General features: G+C 42.6%; 19 protein-coding genes. 5 read left to right on the forward strand and 14 right to left on the reverse strand.

From position 1 onward, the window contains the following. The first annotated feature begins 39 nt into the window (after window positions 1-39). The 4 genes from M3085_RS05425 (at window position 40) to M3085_RS05440 (ending at window position 3,598) form a co-directional block, all read left to right on the forward strand. Window positions 40-507 (forward strand): Fur family transcriptional regulator, encoded by a 468-nt coding sequence (locus tag M3085_RS05425; protein WP_178257393.1) that lies wholly within the window; start codon window positions 40-42, stop codon window positions 505-507. A 10-nt stretch (window positions 508-517) separates the two neighbouring features. After that, window positions 518-1,786 (forward strand): adenylosuccinate synthase, encoded by a 1,269-nt coding sequence (locus M3085_RS05430; RefSeq protein WP_191709758.1) that lies wholly within the window; start codon window positions 518-520, stop codon window positions 1,784-1,786. A gap of 234 nt (window positions 1,787-2,020) precedes the next feature. Beyond that, entirely contained in the window at window positions 2,021-2,806 is a 786-nt protein-coding gene (locus M3085_RS05435) for an META domain-containing protein (protein ID WP_225230877.1), read from the forward strand. A gap of 327 nt (window positions 2,807-3,133) precedes the next feature. Next, window positions 3,134-3,598 carry a Fur family transcriptional regulator gene (locus M3085_RS05440; protein WP_191709757.1) on the forward strand — a complete coding sequence of 155 codons (465 nt, stop codon included), beginning with the start codon at window positions 3,134-3,136 and terminating at the stop codon, window positions 3,596-3,598. On the opposite strand, the gene M3085_RS05445 is transcribed toward M3085_RS05440, so the two are convergent. Further along, on the reverse strand, window positions 3,555-4,460 hold the full coding sequence (locus M3085_RS05445) for a DMT family transporter (protein ID WP_204499176.1): 906 nt from the start codon (window positions 4,458-4,460) through the stop codon (window positions 3,555-3,557). The two genes, M3085_RS05440 and M3085_RS05445, sit on opposite strands and share 44 nt — an antisense overlap. A 111-nt stretch (window positions 4,461-4,571) precedes the next feature. On the opposite strand from M3085_RS05445, the gene M3085_RS05450 reads away from it, so the two are divergent. Further along, window positions 4,572-5,834 carry a putative DNA modification/repair radical SAM protein gene (locus M3085_RS05450; protein ID WP_204499178.1) on the forward strand — a complete coding sequence of 421 codons (1,263 nt, stop codon included), beginning with the start codon at window positions 4,572-4,574 and terminating at the stop codon, window positions 5,832-5,834. Window positions 5,835-5,949: 115 nt separating this feature from the next. Here the strand turns inward: M3085_RS05450 and M3085_RS05455 are convergent, their stop codons facing one another. From M3085_RS05455 to M3085_RS05515, 13 genes are all read right to left on the reverse strand, one after another. Further along, a complete protein-coding gene (locus tag M3085_RS05455) occupies window positions 5,950-6,201 on the reverse strand; it encodes a cyclomaltodextrinase C-terminal domain-containing protein (RefSeq protein WP_191709754.1) in 252 nt (83 codons plus the stop codon). Window positions 6,202-6,581: 380 nt separating this feature from the next. Continuing rightward, window positions 6,582-7,742 (reverse strand): sodium ion-translocating decarboxylase subunit beta, encoded by a 1,161-nt coding sequence (locus M3085_RS05460; RefSeq protein ID WP_191709753.1) that lies wholly within the window; start codon window positions 7,740-7,742, stop codon window positions 6,582-6,584. Between the two features lie 2 nt (window positions 7,743-7,744). Beyond that, window positions 7,745-8,173 (reverse strand): biotin/lipoyl-containing protein, encoded by a 429-nt coding sequence (locus M3085_RS05465; RefSeq protein ID WP_191709752.1) that lies wholly within the window; start codon window positions 8,171-8,173, stop codon window positions 7,745-7,747. A 20-nt stretch (window positions 8,174-8,193) separates the two neighbouring features. Continuing rightward, entirely contained in the window at window positions 8,194-9,123 is a 930-nt protein-coding gene (locus tag M3085_RS05470; protein WP_249052479.1) for an OadG family transporter subunit, read from the reverse strand. 24 nt (window positions 9,124-9,147) lie between these two features. Next, entirely contained in the window at window positions 9,148-10,701 is a 1,554-nt protein-coding gene (locus M3085_RS05475; RefSeq protein ID WP_191709750.1) for an acyl-CoA carboxylase subunit beta, read from the reverse strand. Window positions 10,702-10,799: 98 nt separating this feature from the next. Beyond that, window positions 10,800-11,204: a methylmalonyl-CoA epimerase gene (gene mce, locus M3085_RS05480; RefSeq protein ID WP_191709749.1), complete on the reverse strand. Its 405-nt coding sequence runs from the start codon at window positions 11,202-11,204 to the stop codon at window positions 10,800-10,802. 311 nt (window positions 11,205-11,515) lie between these two features. Continuing rightward, window positions 11,516-11,833, reverse strand: coding sequence for a hypothetical protein (locus tag M3085_RS05485; protein ID WP_191709748.1), 318 nt, complete (start codon window positions 11,831-11,833; stop codon window positions 11,516-11,518). 368 nt (window positions 11,834-12,201) lie between these two features. Next, a complete protein-coding gene (locus M3085_RS05490; protein ID WP_249052480.1) occupies window positions 12,202-12,597 on the reverse strand; it encodes a DUF5053 domain-containing protein in 396 nt (131 codons plus the stop codon). A 42-nt stretch (window positions 12,598-12,639) separates the two neighbouring features. Continuing rightward, a complete protein-coding gene (locus M3085_RS05495; protein WP_249052481.1) occupies window positions 12,640-12,792 on the reverse strand; it encodes a hypothetical protein in 153 nt (50 codons plus the stop codon). A 270-nt stretch (window positions 12,793-13,062) separates the two neighbouring features. Further along, a complete protein-coding gene (locus M3085_RS05500; protein WP_249052526.1) occupies window positions 13,063-13,647 on the reverse strand; it encodes a Maf-like protein in 585 nt (194 codons plus the stop codon). A 154-nt stretch (window positions 13,648-13,801) separates the two neighbouring features. Beyond that, window positions 13,802-14,320 (reverse strand): KdsC family phosphatase, encoded by a 519-nt coding sequence (locus M3085_RS05505; protein ID WP_178257371.1) that lies wholly within the window; start codon window positions 14,318-14,320, stop codon window positions 13,802-13,804. Window positions 14,321-14,327: 7 nt separating this feature from the next. Continuing rightward, entirely contained in the window at window positions 14,328-15,128 is an 801-nt protein-coding gene (locus M3085_RS05510; protein ID WP_249052482.1) for a Rossmann-like and DUF2520 domain-containing protein, read from the reverse strand. Window positions 15,129-15,136: 8 nt separating this feature from the next. Continuing rightward, window positions 15,137-15,469 carry a hypothetical protein gene (locus M3085_RS05515; RefSeq protein ID WP_178257334.1) on the reverse strand — a complete coding sequence of 111 codons (333 nt, stop codon included), beginning with the start codon at window positions 15,467-15,469 and terminating at the stop codon, window positions 15,137-15,139. Between the last annotated feature and the right edge of the window lie 63 nt (window positions 15,470-15,532).

Here is a 15,532-nt window from a genome sequence, read left to right on the forward strand (position 1 = left end):
CACAAAAAAGGTTATCTTTGGACGTTGAACGATAATGGCATGGAAGAGAATGTAAAAGAAACGGTGAAACAGATACTAACGGAGTATCTGCAAAAAAACGGACATCGAAAAACGCCCGAACGTTATGCTATATTGGATACGATTTATTCGATAAAGGGACATTTCGATATAGACATGCTGTATAGTTACATGGCGGAAAAAGAAAAATTCCGTGTAAGCCGTGCCACTCTTTATAATACTATCATATTGCTGATTGATGCCGGACTGATTATTAAACACCAGTTTGGAAATACATCTCAGTATGAACGTTCGTATAAGAATGAAACCCATCATCATCTGATTTGTACAGGCTGTGGGAAAGTGACGGAGTTTGAAGATGAAAATTTGAAGCAAGCCATAGCACAAACGAAATTGAAAAATTTTCATGCTTCTCACTATTCGTTATACATTTATGGGTTATGCAGCAAATGTATGGGAGGAAAACGTAGAAAAAACAAACTAAAATAGAAAAATTATCATGAAAGTAGATGTTTTATTAGGTTTGCAGTGGGGCGATGAAGGCAAGGGTAAAGTTGTCGATGTATTGACTCCCCGTTATGATGTAGTAGCTCGTTTTCAGGGCGGACCGAATGCAGGCCATACTCTTGAGTTCGAAGGTCAGAAGTATGTACTCCGTTCTATTCCTTCAGGAATATTTCAGGGTGATAAAATAAATATAATAGGAAACGGTGTTGTGCTTGACCCCGCTTTGTTTAAAGCTGAGGCCGAAGCATTGGAAGCCAGCGGACATCCGTTGAAAGAACGTTTGCATATATCAAAGAAAGCTCATCTTATCTTGCCTACTCACCGTATTTTGGATGCAGCTTATGAGGCTGCTAAAGGCGATGCCAAAGTAGGTACTACGGGTAAGGGTATTGGTCCTACTTACACGGATAAGGTTAGTCGTAACGGTTTGCGTGTAGGCGATATCCTTCATGATTTTGAAGCAAAATATGCTGCTGCAAAGGCCCGTCATGAAAAGATTTTGAAGAGCCTGAACTACGAATACGATGTTACCGATTTGGAAAAGACATGGCTGGAAGGTATTGAATACCTGCGTCAGTTCCATTTGGTAGATAGCGAACATGAAGTAAACAATCTGCTGAAAGAAGGAAAAAGCGTATTGTGTGAGGGTGCTCAAGGAACAATGCTCGATGTTGATTTCGGTTCTTATCCGTTTGTTACTTCCTCTAATACCGTTTGTGCAGGTGCATGTACCGGTTTGGGTATTGCTCCGAATAAAATAGGAGAGGTGTATGGCATCATGAAGGCTTATTGCACACGTGTAGGAGCAGGTCCGTTCCCTACTGAATTATTTGATGAAACCGGCAAAACCATTCGTGATTTAGGACATGAATACGGAGCTGTTACCGGACGTGAACGTCGCTGCGGATGGGTAGACTTGGTTGCCTTGCGTTATTCCATCATGGTAAACGGCGTAACCCAGCTTATCCTGATGAAGAGCGATGTGCTTGATGGCTTCGATACGATAAAAGCATGTGTGGCATACAAGGTAAACGGAGAGGAAATCGATTATTTCCCCTATGATATTTCCGAAGGTGTGGAACCTGTTTATGTGGAAATGCCCGGATGGAAGACAGACATGACTCACATGACCAGCGAAGATGAATTCCCCGAAGAGTTTAATGCTTATATCTCATTCTTGGAGGAACAACTTGGTGCGCCCATTAAGATTGTTTCTGTAGGTCCCGACCGTGAACAAACGATTGAACGCTATACAGAATAAACAAGAATAGTTGCTTTAGTTAGATCCCCGTTATCCGTTGCCTGTATTTGCGCGATGGATGGCGGGGATTTTTTTCTAACAGTTTTCCTGTAACCATTCGGTAGTGGTTTATTACGCCGTCTGCTCTCTCAAATAGGTTAAAATAGTTCCATGTTTAAGTAAAAAATTAAAATAGGATGCAGTATTCGGAATATCTCTGTATTTTTGTACCAGAGAATATTAAATTGGAAATTTATGGTAAATAAGAAAATGTTAAGTGTGGTTGCAGGCGGCGTTTTGCTGATGATGAACAGTTGCGGAACAGGTAGCAAAGCTATTTCGTCTGTCGATTTGGCAGGAGAGTGGAACATCGTAGAAGTTAATGGTGAAAAAATAACGGCAGAAAACCTTCCCTATCTGGGAATGGACATGAAAGAAAAACGAATTTACGGAAATGCGGGATGTAACCGCATGATGGGCAGTCTGGATTTTGATTCCATCCAACCCGGAAAAATCCATTTCGCTTCCGTGGCAACAACACGTATGATGTGTCCTGATATGGAAACCGAACGCAAAGTGGTAGAAGCACTTGATAAAGTAGCAGGATACGAGGAAACAAAAAGCGGATTGTCATTGAATGATTCTGAAGGTAAGCAGATTATGAAGCTGGAAAAACGTTTGCAGCCGGAAGTTTCGGTGAAAGACTTGGAAGGTGAATGGAATATCGTTTCGGTATATAATTTTGAATTGGGCGGAATGGAGAAAGCTCCTTTTCTCGCTTTTAATGTAGCCGAAAAGCGGGTTCACGGAAATGCGGGTTGCAATGTCATTAATGGTGGATTTGAGCAAGAAGCAGATAAAGCCTCTTCTTTACGTTTCACTCAAATGATTTCTACGATGATGTCTTGTCCGGATATGGATATTGAGCGTCAAGTATTGGGGGCTTTGGATAAAGTTCGCAGTTTCAGTTTGGATGAAAACGGAACAATGCTTCTGGTCGACGGTGAAGGAACAACAGTAATAACATTGAGCCGGAAATAAACTCAAAGGGAAGCTGATAAAAACAACTTATTGGAAAATTTAGACAGGCTCTAAGAGCTTGTTTAAATTTTGCTCGGCTTTAGTTTGAGAATTGTTTTCGAGGATGTTTTTTTGTTTTTGCGAGGAGGATAGCGGGCTATCTGACGAGTAAAAACGGGAAAACAGACCGGAAACAAACTCAAAGGGAAGCTGATAAAAATAACTTATTGGAAAATTTAAACAGGCTCTTAGAAAACATGCTTATATTTTGTTTAAAATGTAAGCATGTTTTTTTATTTTTATGCCCGTAACTTTTAGTTGGAATAAAGGCATAATTGACAAAGAAACATGAAAAAAGCGCAAGACTATAGTTCTATATTGGAAGAGACGGGAATACGCCCTACATCTACCCGCCTTTTAATCTATGAAGCCATAGCCGGAACGAAGGATACATTCAGTTTGGGCAGTCTGGAGGCACAGTTGCAGAGCATTGACAAGTCTGTTATTTTCCGTACTTTGACACTTTTTCACGAACACCGGCTTATTCATAGTGTAGACGACGGAAGCGGTTCGTTGAAATACTGCCTCTGTCATAACCACGGACATTGCACCAACGAAGAAGAACACTGCCATTTCTACTGCGAGTGTTGCGGAAAAACCTATTGCTTGGATCAAGACCTCATTCCTCACGTTGATATCCCCGAAGGATTCATCGCGCGGAAAGTAAATTACATCGTGAAAGGGACGTGTGCCGAGTGTGCGAAACACGTCAGCCCAACACGTTGCCCAAATAAAGGAAAACCATCCCGATAAGTACCAGCACGAGGTCGATGGCTTTGCTCTTGAGATTCTTTTCGCGGAATACCATTGCGCCAAACAGGAAAGAAACGATTACGCTTCCTCTGCGTACCATTGACACGATGGAAATCATCGAGCCGTCCATGCTCAGTGCGTAAAAGTAAACAAAGTCGGCAGCTGATAGGAATACGGAAATCAGGATAATACACCAGTCCCAACGGAAAGGTGTGGTGGTTTTACGGCGCGGCAGCCAGAGGAACATCAGCACGCCGCCCATCAGAAACAGTTGGTAAATGTTGTACCACGACTGTACCACCATGTTATTGAATTGCTTCATGAGGTATTTGTCGTACAGTCCGCTCACAGCTCCCAATACGGCAGCAAGTACCACAAACCATATCCATTTGTTATGCTGAAAGTCGATGCCCTCTTTTTTCCCCGATCGGCTCAGCATGAAAAACGAAACGATGGCAAGCAGTACGCCTATCCACTGATACACGTTCAGTCGCTCTCCGAAAATAAGCAGTGCGCCTACCAGCGTCATCACCGGACGGGTGGCGTTAATCGGACCTACGATGGTAAGGGGCAGGTGCTTCATGCCGAAATATCCAAACGTCCACGATGACAACACGATTAGCGACTTGAGTATGATAAACTTATGCACTTCCCATCCTGCGCGCGGAACGAAAAAAAGTGTCTGCGCCAGCCATTCCGGTTTGAGGTAAGAAATAAGAATAAACGGTAGAAATATCAGGCTTGAAAACAGCGTATTCAGTCCCAAAACGGGTAATACGGCATTATTTGCCAGCGATTTTTTTTTGAAAACATCATAAAAGCCCAGCAACGCTGCCGAGCAGAAAGCAAGTAGTAACCACATATAGCAGAATCGGTTTGTTTTTATTTGACGTGCAAAGGTACGATAAATTTCATAAAGTCGTTGCATGGTTCAGTCAGAGTAACTAACTTTGTTTGTGATAAAAGTTTTCGCATGAACGAGCAGGTAATCCATAAATTAAAGGTGCTGGCAGAATCGGCAAAGTACGATGTCTCTTGCGCATCGAGCGGCACGTCTCGCCGGAACATCAAAGGCGGACTGGGTAACACGGTGAGCGGGTGGGGGATTTGCCACAGCTTTTCGGAGGACGGGAGGTGTATCTCTCTGCTTAAAATCATGCTGACGAATTACTGCATTTACGATTGTGCGTACTGCATCAACCGCATCAGCAACGACATTCCGCGTGCCACGCTTTCGGTATCGGAGTTGGTGGAACTGACCATTGAGTTTTATCGTAGAAATTATATCGAAGGACTGTTTCTTAGTTCGGGAGTGGTGCGTAACCCCGATTATACGATGGAACGCCTCGTGCGTGTGGCGAAAGACCTGCGCGAGGTACACCGTTTCAACGGATATATTCATCTGAAAAGTATTCCCGGAGCAAGCGAAGAACTGGTGCGCGAAGCCGGGCGTTATGCCGACCGCCTTAGTGTGAATCTGGAGATTCCTACGGAAGAAAACTTAAAACGCCTTGCTCCGGAAAAAGACCATCGGAGTGTGTATCAGCCCATGCGTTACATCCAACAGGGCATTCTGGAGAGTTCCGAAGAACGGAAAAAGTATCGTTATGCTCCCCGCTTTGCCCCTGCAGGTCAAAGCACACAGATGATAGTGGGTGCAACCTCCGAAACAGACAAAGACATATTAAACGTTTCGTCATCGCTTTATCAGCACCCTACAATGAAGCGTGTCTATTACTCCGGTTACATTTCAGTGAACACTTACGACAAGCGGCTTCCTGCCTTGAAACAGCCTCCTTTAGTGCGTGAGAACCGTCTCTATCAAGCCGACTGGCTGTTGCGTTACTATCAGTTCAAAGTAGATGAACTGGTGAACGACGACGTTCCCGACTTAGATTTGGAAATTGACCCCAAACTTTCGTGGGCGCTTCGCCATCCTGAGTTTTTTCCTGTGAATATCAACACGGCCGATTACGAAGTTCTGTTGCGTGTTCCGGGCATAGGCACTCGTTCGGCAAAGCTTATTGTCGCATCTCGTCGTTTCTCTCGCATCGGCTTTTATGAGTTAAAGAAAATGGGTGCCGTAATCAAGAAAGCCCAATATTTTATAACGTGTAACGAATTGCCCGAAAAAACGATTCATGAACTCGGCAGCACCACTGTTAGAAAACTGCTGTTGCCGAAGCCGAAAAAAGTAATAGACGAACGTCAGCTTACGTTGGATTTTTCGGAGTAAGAAGATGATGATAGGCGTATGGCTTATTGGATATTAATGCAAAAGCGCAATATTCGAAGTGTTATACTTCAAAACATTGCGCTTTTATAATATCGACATAAATGTCTTAGAGTTCTTAAAATTCTATACTTAATGATTTACGTGCCGATAGCACTAAATTTTGAGAGAAGTCGATTTTCTTTCCGCTTGCAATTTCTTTTCCTGATTTAGAGTCTTTAGTCAGCACGTTGTAATGTTCGGCAGATAATACTTGTTCGCTGTCAGTGCTGTTTAATACAATCATTTCTGTTTTTCCATTCTGAGTGTAGGCGTATAAGTATACTCCTTTCTGAGGGATGTAATACTTTACAGTTTTTTTTGCTGTCATATTCTTGTTAAGTTAGTTGTTTTGCATGGGCAAAGTTATAATGTTTGTATTCTTTTCCGAGTATGAAGCATAAAAAATGTATGGATTTGCAGGTTTTTCATGATATAAATCAAGAAAACGGGGTAAAATGAAAAGTTATTCTGACCGGATTTGTTTAATTTTATCCGGTTTTATTCCGGAAAAATTCCTACCGCATGGGTGAAGTGGTCTTCCGAATAGAATGGAGTAACTTATCCGTATGCGATTAGTAATACTAACGGTAGTGTTTTTGGGGAGGATGCAAGGCTGAGTTTGGCGGAATTGATGGATACAAAAACGGGGCTTGAATGATTTTACCACTCAAGCCCCGGCTGTTTTATGATTTTAGTATTTTTACTTCATCATACAAGGAAGCCCAACAAGATACCGGCAGCTACAGCCGAACCGATCACTCCGGCTACGTTCGGACCCATGGCGTGCATCAGCAGATAGTTGGTAGGGTCGTATTCCAATCCGATGATTTGAGAAATACGGGCTGAATCGGGTACGGCAGATACACCGGCGTTACCAATCAGCGGGTTAATCTTATTGTCTTTGCTCAGTATCAGGTTAAAGATTTTGACGAACAATACACCCGATGCCGTAGCAATGACGAAAGACAATGCTCCCAATACAAATATTAAGATAGAATTAACGGTAAGGAATTCGGATGCTTGTGTGGATGCACCTACTGTCAATCCCAACAAGATGGTGATGGTGTCGATTAGCGGACCGCGTGCTGTTTCTGCCAAACGGCGGGTTACTCCGCTTTCTTTCAGCAAGTTTCCGAAGAACAACATACCTAACAGCGGCAAACCGGAAGGAACGAGGAAGCACGTAAGCAGCAAACCGATGATGGGGAACATTACCTTTTCGGTATGCGATACGGCACGCGGAGCTTTCATGTGGATAACACGTTCTTTCTTCGTGGTCAGCAAGCGCATGATAGGTGGCTGGATAACCGGTACGAGTGCCATGTATGAATAGGCAGATACCGCAATCGCACCCATCAGGTTAGGAGCCAGTTTGGATGAAAGGAAGATAGCCGTCGGGCCGTCTGCACCACCGATGATACCGATAGCGGCTGCCTGCATGGGGTCGAAACCCAACTCAAGCGCAATCATGTATGCACCGAAGATACCGAACTGGGCTGCTGCACCAATAAGCATCAGTTTGGGATTGGAAATCAATGCCGAGAAGTCCGTCATCGCCCCGATACCGAGGAAGATAAGGGGCGGATACCATCCCGACGTTACACCTTGATATAGGATGTTTAACACTGAGCCTTGTTCGTAAATACCTACTTGTAATCCCGCTTCCATGTTGAATGGAATGTTTCCTACCAGCATACCGAATCCGATAGGTATCAATAACATTGGCTCGAATTCTTTAGCCACGGCAAGATAAATGAAGAATATACCGACACCAATCATGATAAAATGTTGGTAAGTTGCATTATGAAATCCGGTATATGTCCAGAAATCCGCCAAGTTATTCTGTAAGAAATTAACAAATTCTCCCATAGTTATTCAATGATTATAAGGTCTGTACCTTCAAGAATAGAATCTCCTTTGTTGACTTTGATAGCGGTAACTTTGCCGTCTCGGTCTGCCTTGATGTCGTTTTCCATTTTCATGGCTTCGAGCACAATCAGGGTTTGTCCACGTTTTACGGTATCACCTTCTTTTACTTTAATTTCGAGGATTACTCCCGGTAGCGGAGATTTCAGTCCCGATTTGCTACTTGCCAGTGTAGGACGGGTCACAGCGGGAGGCGGTGTAGCCGGGCTGGTAGAAGCCGTACGTACCACCGGTTTTATTTTAGGAGAAGATTTCTTTTCTAACTCTACGGTGTATGCTGTTCCGTTGACTTCTACGTGTACATTGTTGTCTTCAATATCTCCTACGGTTACCTTGTAAAGATTTCCGTTGATTTTGTATCTATATTCTTTCATGGTTATTAATCGTTAGCGGGTTATTTCTTATGAGGATTTTCGCGTAAGGTATAAATCTTCGAACTCCACGGAGAGTAGCTTCTCTTTACGCGGCTGATGGTAAGAATGGTTTCTTCCACATCGTGGTCGGCTCCCTGAGTTTCGTGTAACGCCATAGATATGGCAGCAATTACGTCGCCCGGAGTTTCTCCGAACTTGCGGTCTTTAGCTTCCTGTTTATCGGTAATGTTATGCGCTATCATGGCGTTGCGTTTGCGCAGCTTGATAGCAATTTTGCCGACTAACTTGAAGCAGAGGTAAAGTAGGATAAGACCGGTGAACACTACGCACATTGCAGTTATCGTCATACCGATACCCACAGAGTCATGTTGTTCAAACTTATCCATCTTCGGGTTTCCTTCCAGCGTTTGGTTGTTCGTACTGGGCGTAACATATTTGGTTTCGCTGTCATCTTTGACCTCCCATTCGTTTGAACCATCGCTTACTCGTGCATAAGACTGGTTTGTTTTCAAAATGCCGACAGGTACTACTATTTGGTCGAGTAAATTTCTGCCGGAATCATAAAGTCCTACCCAGTTATCATTTGTTTTGCTTAACACAAAGTTGGTGTGGAACGTTCCTCTGCGTGGAGTGCCGTCTGCCCAAAAAAGAGCATGTTGGCGCGGGCTGATGGCTGTTAGCACATCGCCTTTCGGTATAAAATAAGAAACCGTATCTCCCGGTTCGCTGCTAACTTTCAGGTAACATCCTGCCAGATTAACACTATTGTAAGAGGTATTGAATATTTCAACCCATCCGCTGTGTACGCCGTAATCGTCCTCGAAGTTGCTTTCATTATCAATTAAAACCTCATTGATTACTATTTTGGTTTTCCCTTCGGGAGTGGTACACGAACTAAACGCTGCCAGCAAAATGGATATGAAAAATATTCCGATTAAAGGTTTGTTCATAGAAACTGAATTTAAAGATTAATATTACAAAGGAATATTTCCATGCTTCTTTGCAGGGTTCGTCAGTTTTTTAGTCTGCAACTGTTGTAATGCGCGTATGATACGGAAGCGTGTATTGCGCGGTTCTATTACATCATCAATGTAACCGTATTTAGCTGCATTATATGGGTTAGCAAACAATTTCGTGTATTCGGCTTCTTTTTCGGCCATAAGAGCTTTGGGGTCGGCAGCTTCTTTGGCCTCACGAGCATAAAGGACTTCTACGGCTCCGGCTCCTCCCATGACAGCTATTTCGGCTGTTGGCCATGCGTAATTCATGTCGCCTCGCAACTGTTTGCAACTCATCACAATGTGAGAACCGCCGTACGATTTACGTAAGGTTATGGTTACTTTAGGTACGGTAGCTTCTCCGTAGGCATATAACAATTTGGCTCCGTTTAAGATTACGGCGTTATATTCTTGTCCTGTACCCGGAAGGAATCCCGGAACATCTACTAATGATACGATTGGAATGTTGAATGCGTCGCAGAACCGTACGAAGCGTGCGCCTTTACGTGATGAATTACAATCGAGTACACCTGCCAATACTTTAGGTTGATTAGCTACAATACCTACTGACTGTCCGTTAAAACGGGCAAATCCTACAATGATATTCTTAGCATAATCTCGTTGTACCTCTAAGAATTCACCGTTATCTACTATGGCTCCGATTACTTCATACATATCATAAGCCTTATTCGGGCTGTCGGGTACGATTTCATTCAACGAATCTTCTAATCTGTCGATGGGGTCTGTACAGTCAATGTATGGAGGCTCTTCGAGGTTGTTTTGTGGAATGTAGCTTAATAGTTTACGGATAAGTGTAAGTCCCTCTTCTTCAGTTGAAGCAGTGAAGTGAGTAACTCCTGAGCGTGTAGAGTGTACACTGGCTCCGCCTAAATCTTCTTGAGAAACATCTTCGCCTGTAACCGTTTTTACAACTTTCGGTCCTGTAAGAAACATGTAAGAAGTTCCTTCTATCATCAGCGTAAAGTCGGTTAGAGCAGGTGAGTAAACCGCACCTCCGGCACACGGACCAAAGATTCCTGAAATTTGCGGAATTACTCCCGAAGCCATGATATTGCGTTGGAAGATTTCAGCATAACCTGCAAGTGCGTTAATGCCTTCTTGGATACGTGCACCTCCCGAATCGTTCAATCCGATGCAAGGCGCTCCCATTTTCATAGCCATATCCATTACTTTACAAATCTTCATTGACATTGTTTCCGACAGTGAGCCGGCCGAAACCGTAAAATCTTGTGCAAAGACATACACAAGACGTCCTTCTATCGTACCGTATCCCGTTACTACACCATCTCCTAAATAATGTTTTTTGTCCATGCCGAAATTAGTACACCGATGCTGTACAAACATGTCCATTTCTTCGAAACTTCCTTCGTCTAAAAGCATGGAGATGCGTTCGCGGGCTGTATATTTTCCTTTTGCGTGTTGCTTTTCGATTGCTTTTTCACCTCCGCCCATACGTGCTTGGGTGCGCAGGTCTATCAGCTCTTTTACTTTTTCAAGTTGTTTGCTCATGGTATTAGTCTTTTAAATGAATTGGTAATGTATTAAATCAAAGCACGAAAAGATGTCAGTAAAAACTGTAAAAGACAGCTTTCCATACACTTGCTTAATTATTTTTCACAGAGTTCGGTCAGTACACCCATTGTTGATTTGGGATGTAAAAATGCGATGTTTAAGTTTTCAGCTCCTTTACGCGGTGCTTTATCTATCAGTCGGATACCGGCAGTTTCGGCTTCAGCCAAAGCGTTGGCTACCCCATCTTCGATAGCGAAAGCCACATGGTGTACTCCCATGCCCCGGTTCTCTATAAATTTGGCGATAGTGCTGTCTGCCCCCGTAGGTTCGAGCAGCTCTATTTTGGTTTCACCGCATTTTAAGAATGCCGTTTTCACTTTCTGGTCTTCCACCGTTTCTATGTTATAACATTTTAGTCCAAGAACGTTTTCATAATAAGGCAGGGCTTCTTCGATGCTTTTTACTGCAATGCCCAAATGTTCGATGTGAGAAATCTTCATAATAAAATAGTTTTTTATGGATATTAAGTTTAAAGCTCTTTTTTTTACTTGCAGACAAAGAAAGCAAAATTGTGTTGAAATACGAAACTTTTTATAGAAAATCTTTCCTCGGAATCGTGTTAATTAGCCTTTCATTTTTATTGTGGATTTGTGAAAATTTTCGCAGGCTATTTTGTTGGTCTGTATATAACACAACAGTGAAGAAAATCTTTAGACTTCCTTCACTGTTGTGTTCTCTTTTCTTTGTTTGAGATGCAACTTGAATGTGCTGATTGTTTCCGGAAGTTGCACCGGATTTCTTGAAGTTGAAATTACTTGTCTTTTTCAGTGTCTTTTTCGTTGTTCTCCTTGTCTGTTTTCGATTCAGTTGATAAATGAACTGAGTTTTGCGTAATCTGTGTTAATGAGATTTTTACACAAGTAGCGGTAATACGTTTTACACAAGCAGGTCTTGCCATGCCTATATTAGAACTCTGATTTTCTCTGAAATTTAGTATGGAGAACAATTCTTCGGAAGAAAGAATCGTTTCATAATCATAACAACTTGGTTTGCTGGCCTCAGAGTTTCCTTTTTTCGTGTATTTTACCAATATCTTTTTCGGTAATTTTGATTTTGATTTTTTCTTCATTACAAATAGTTAGAAGATAATTAAATATCCGATTAATTTTGCGGGTTTTATCAAACGTTATCCTTAGAGAGGAAATAATCTATAAGTTAATGTCAGACGTAACCGCGAGTTCAAAGGTAGTATTTGTTTTATTTTGGTCAAAATAATTTTAATTCTTTTTTTTCTTTTTCTTTTGTTTCTGTTTCTTTATTTATACCACAAGAATTCCGTTTTTCGCATCGTATCTCACCGTATCTTTTTGAGTTCCTGATACAAACGCTGTACCGGAAGACCCATAATAGTGAACTGGAGCTTGTGGCAGTGGTGAACCTAAAAAAATCCCCGCAGACGGCTCATGCTGCGGGGACGGGCAATAAAAACAAAGTGTACTAAAGGGTAGCACTTAGTGAGCCTAATTTTTTTGAGATGTCTGATAATGCGAATTTCAATGTCTCTATTTCGCCAGAGGTGAAACCGGCTTTTTTTCCATTTACCGTGTTTCCGTTAAGTTTATGGGCAAGCCAGCTTCTTGTCTTTCCAAAATAGTGTTGTGCAATGTAAGCCATTGAAACTATTTTTGTCACTTCTCCAAGTTTTTCAGCCATGGTGAGTGTTTCTACTTCTTTAGAGGTCTCTTTGATGAGGGTTTCAAGAGCAGACTGATATTCTTCCGGATTTTCATTTTGGAGTTTCATCATTTCTTCTGCAATGACCGCCTTTTCTTCTTTTGTTTTTGCTTCCCGGTTACGGGCTGCCAATTCTTTTATTTTATCGTAATATGTCATGGCTTTGTTATTTTAATTCCCTCTCCGAAGGGAGGGATGTTTTTACTCTTTTTTAATTTTTTCTTCAAGCTCCTTGATTTCCTTATCTGCTATTTTCTTTTTGTAGCTATCTGGAAATTTCTTGTAAAACTCCAAATAAAATAATAGGTCATCTTCGGCTTCTTGAAGTTTTTTGCTTTTTCGCTTTTTCTTCATTAATACCTCCTTTGTTTTTATTGCATTACAAATGTAATCAACATTCGTTTAATACGCAAGTTTTTCAGGCTGTTTTTTGTTTATATTCGGTAAAATCTTCATCTTTGCATTACGTTGCATAGAAAGAAGGCGAAAGTAATTTTGCCGGATGCGGCAGCGGGCATATCTGTGTCTGCTACTTTTCGCGTATTATCTGTTACATCATGTCCTGATTTATAGCGAACTAAGTTTAATATGTTATTTTACGGGAAACCGATGTATAGCCATCTATCACCGTATCTTCTTGAGTTCCTGATACAAACGCTGTACCGGAAGACCCATAACGTTGAAGTAGGAACCGTGTATTCCGGATACACCGATAAATCCTATCCATTCTTGAATGCCGTATGAGCCAGCTTTATCCATGGGATGATATCTTTCGATGTAAAAATCTATTTCTTCATTGGTCAGGTTGTCAAATGTTACTTCTGTAGTGGCGGAGAATGTTTTTTGAAATTCACAGGTGGTAATACATACTCCGGTTATGACTTGATGGGAAGAACCTGACAGTTGGCGGAGCATGTAACGGGCGTCTGCTTCATCACGTGGCTTCCCTAAAACCTTTCCATTGATATATACTATTGTGTCGGCGGTTATGATGAGTTCGTCTTTTTCCATCGCCGAACGGTAGGCATCCGCTTTTTTACGGGCTATGTAAACCGGTATTTCTTCACCTTGTAAGGTGTCAGGATAGGTTTCGTCGATTCCCGGCAAGATTTTTACTTCGTAGTCAATGCCTAATCCCGATAAAAGCTCCCGACGGCGGGGGGAGTTGGATGCTAATTTGATTTTGTATTTCGATAAGTTGTTAAGTATCATTGTTTTATATTCTTTTATGATGAGGAAGTTTAAGTTTGTAGCGAGCTTGTTTCGAATCTGTTTGGAGGCTTGAAAAACGCTTGCGGTAGAACCGGTAAACGCTACCGCATAGGATGAGTAACACTAACGGTAGCGTTTTTGGGGGGGATTATTACCAGCCGAAAGCCTCTTCATGAGACATCCATTTGCCTTGAGCGCGAAGCACCTGCTCTATCACATCGCGTCCGCAGCCGTACCCTCCCTTTCGGTGGGATATGTATTTGCAGATTGATTTTATTTCGGGAGCCGCGTCAGCAGGGCAGCAAGGAAGTCCCACGAGGGAAAGAACCTCATAATCGGGAATATCATCGCCCATGTAAAGCACTTCTTCCGGCTTGAGGTTGTATTTTTGCAGCAGCTCATTGTATTCGTTGGTTTTGACGGCAGCTCCTAAATACACGTCTGTAATGCCTAATCCTTTGTAACGTTTTCTTACTGCTTCTGTCTTGCCTCCGGTAATGATGGCAACATGCAGTCCGCATTTGACTGCGAGCTGAAGTGCGTATCCGTCTTTGATGTTGACCGACCGCATCGGTTCGCCGTCGGGATGGAGAAAAATGGTTTCGGCACTTAACACGCCGTCTACATCGAAAAACAATGCTTTTATTCGGGTTAAATCGTAATCTATCATACGGTAATTAATGTTTACTTTTCCTTTCGTTATATACATGAATATTTTGGCTTATCAGCTCGTAAAGTTTAGCGAGTTCGGGTTCCCCGTTCAGCATTTGCAGGTGTCGGTCGATAACGTTTACATCATATCGGCAGGCAGGTCCGGTTTGTGCTTCCGTGGGAGAGAGCAAATGTACTTTGCGGGCCGTTTCGTCGATAAGCGGGAGCATGGCTGCAAAAGGTAGTCCATGAGCTTTCAGCAGATGCTCGCACACGGCGTACATGTGGTTCGTAAAGTTGCAGGCAAAGACGGCAGCGATATGCAGGTAACGCCGTTGTTCTGAAGACACATGGTAAATGTGCCGGCTCAACTGTTCCATCAGCCGCGTCAGCCGGTCGGTATCGTCAGCATTGTTGGCCTCAATAAAAACCGGGATATCTGTAAAATCTATCGTGCGCTGTTTGCTGAATGTTTGCATCGGATAAATTACTCCGTAGCGGTTGGCATATCCTTTCCAAACGTCTGCCGACATGCTTCCTGCCGTGTGTACGAACAGGGCTTGCGGATTGCGGCGGGTGATATGTGGGATGACAGACTCTAATGCCGAATCTTTTATGGATACGATATACAGGTCGGCATCTGGCGTTAGTTGTTCCAGCGAACTCGTATAAGGACAATTCAGCTTGGTTGCCAGTTCGCGGGCGGACTCTTCGGTACGGCTGAATACCTGCCGAATGGTAAAGCCTTTGCCGGAAAGTCCCAAAGCCAGATGTGTGGCTACATTTCCGGCTCCTATAATCGCAATGGAAGTAATTGTTTCATTCATCGGTTTTTCTATTTAGAGGAAATAAAATAGAGGATGACACCCACGGCAAGCAGACTTGTAGGAAGAAGGTACGATGACATTTGTCCCAGTAATTCTGTTACTAAGTTGATGTTCTGAATGAGCCAGATACCGGCAAGGATGATACCCACAGACTTGTCTGATTTGAACCACAGGAAAACCACCGATGCATAAAGCAGCATCGTGTCTTTCTGCGTTACCCACGCCAGTCCGCAATCGGCAAAGTCTATCCAGCGGTCAAGTAAGTAAATAATACCCGTTAAGGTCAGAAATACAGCTGCCGCCCTACATGTATCTTTATTGTTTATAGCCTTTGTCGCCATACTCTTTTTTTGATAAATAGATTCACAAAAATCTTGTTTCTTCCACAAATATAGGCTTTCTCT

The sequence above is a fragment of the Bacteroides caecicola genome (assembly GCF_023337095.1).
GTDB lineage: Bacteria > Bacteroidota > Bacteroidia > Bacteroidales > Bacteroidaceae > Phocaeicola > Phocaeicola gallinarum.

Coding starts and splice junctions, on each gene's coding strand:
- M3085_RS05485 (WP_191709748.1), bottom strand. CDS start 11,833: ATGAAGAAAAAATCAAAATCAAAATTACCGAAAAAGATATTGGTAAAA.
- M3085_RS05505 (WP_178257371.1), bottom strand. CDS start 14,320: ATGATAGATTACGATTTAACCCGAATAAAAGCATTGTTTTTCGATGTA.
- M3085_RS05440 (WP_191709757.1), top strand. CDS start 3,134: ATGAAAAAAGCGCAAGACTATAGTTCTATATTGGAAGAGACGGGAATA.
- M3085_RS05450 (WP_204499178.1), top strand. CDS start 4,572: ATGAACGAGCAGGTAATCCATAAATTAAAGGTGCTGGCAGAATCGGCA.
- M3085_RS05465 (WP_191709752.1), bottom strand. CDS start 8,173: ATGAAAGAATATAGATACAAAATCAACGGAAATCTTTACAAGGTAACC.
- M3085_RS05445 (WP_204499176.1), bottom strand. CDS start 4,460: ATGTGGTTACTACTTGCTTTCTGCTCGGCAGCGTTGCTGGGCTTTTAT.
- M3085_RS05475 (WP_191709750.1), bottom strand. CDS start 10,701: ATGAGCAAACAACTTGAAAAAGTAAAAGAGCTGATAGACCTGCGCACC.
- mce (WP_191709749.1), bottom strand. CDS start 11,204: ATGAAGATTTCTCACATCGAACATTTGGGCATTGCAGTAAAAAGCATC.
- M3085_RS05490 (WP_249052480.1), bottom strand. CDS start 12,597: ATGACATATTACGATAAAATAAAAGAATTGGCAGCCCGTAACCGGGAA.
- M3085_RS05435 (WP_225230877.1), top strand. CDS start 2,021: ATGGTAAATAAGAAAATGTTAAGTGTGGTTGCAGGCGGCGTTTTGCTG.
- M3085_RS05515 (WP_178257334.1), bottom strand. CDS start 15,469: ATGGCGACAAAGGCTATAAACAATAAAGATACATGTAGGGCGGCAGCT.
- M3085_RS05510 (WP_249052482.1), bottom strand. CDS start 15,128: ATGAATGAAACAATTACTTCCATTGCGATTATAGGAGCCGGAAATGTA.
- M3085_RS05495 (WP_249052481.1), bottom strand. CDS start 12,792: ATGAAGAAAAAGCGAAAAAGCAAAAAACTTCAAGAAGCCGAAGATGAC.
- M3085_RS05425 (WP_178257393.1), top strand. CDS start 40: ATGGAAGAGAATGTAAAAGAAACGGTGAAACAGATACTAACGGAGTAT.
- M3085_RS05455 (WP_191709754.1), bottom strand. CDS start 6,201: ATGACAGCAAAAAAAACTGTAAAGTATTACATCCCTCAGAAAGGAGTA.
- M3085_RS05460 (WP_191709753.1), bottom strand. CDS start 7,742: ATGGGAGAATTTGTTAATTTCTTACAGAATAACTTGGCGGATTTCTGG.
- M3085_RS05470 (WP_249052479.1), bottom strand. CDS start 9,123: ATGAACAAACCTTTAATCGGAATATTTTTCATATCCATTTTGCTGGCA.
- M3085_RS05430 (WP_191709758.1), top strand. CDS start 518: ATGAAAGTAGATGTTTTATTAGGTTTGCAGTGGGGCGATGAAGGCAAG.